Origin of the sequence: Vibrio sp. MOR3 (assembly GCF_001557775.1) — a bacterium.
GTDB lineage: Bacteria > Pseudomonadota > Gammaproteobacteria > Enterobacterales > Vibrionaceae > Vibrio > Vibrio jasicida.
In genome coordinates, this window is the sequence record NZ_LNRD01000053.1 from 1 (window position 1) to 601 (window position 601).

At 49.1% G+C, this 601-nt stretch carries 1 rRNA gene; it reads right to left on the reverse strand.

What is annotated here, in order from left to right:
- A 23S ribosomal RNA gene (locus ATB76_RS26895) occupies positions 1-601 on the reverse strand; the annotation flags it as partial.

Consider the following 601-nt stretch of genomic DNA (forward strand, 5'->3'; position numbering starts at 1 on the left):
AGTCGCGCAGTTAACACTCGCTTTCGCTACGGCTCCCCTAGATGGTTAACCTTGCCACTGAATATAAGTCGCTGACCCATTATACAAAAGGTACGCAGTCACACCACGAAGGTGCTCCTACTGCTTGTACGTACACGGTTTCAGGTTCTATTTCACTCCCCTCACAGGGGTTCTTTTCGCCTTTCCCTCACGGTACTGGTTCACTATCGGTCAGTCAGTAGTATTTAGCCTTGGAGGATGGTCCCCCCATATTCAGACAGGATATCACGTGTCCCGCCCTACTCGATTTCACTGAATGTGCGTTGTCAACTACGGGGCTATCACCCTTTATTGCCGGACTTTCCAGACCGTTCGTCTAACGCATATAAAGCTTAAGGGCTAGTCCAATTTCGCTCGCCGCTACTTTCGGAATCTCGGTTGATTTCTTTTCCTCGGGGTACTTAGATGTTTCAGTTCCCCCGGTTCGCCTCGCTACGCTATGTATTCACGCAGCGATACTAGCTTATGCTAGTGGGTTTCCCCATTCGGAAATCCCAGACTCAAGTGGTTTTTACTACCTAATCTGGGCTTATCGCAAGTTAATACGTCCTTCATCGCCTCT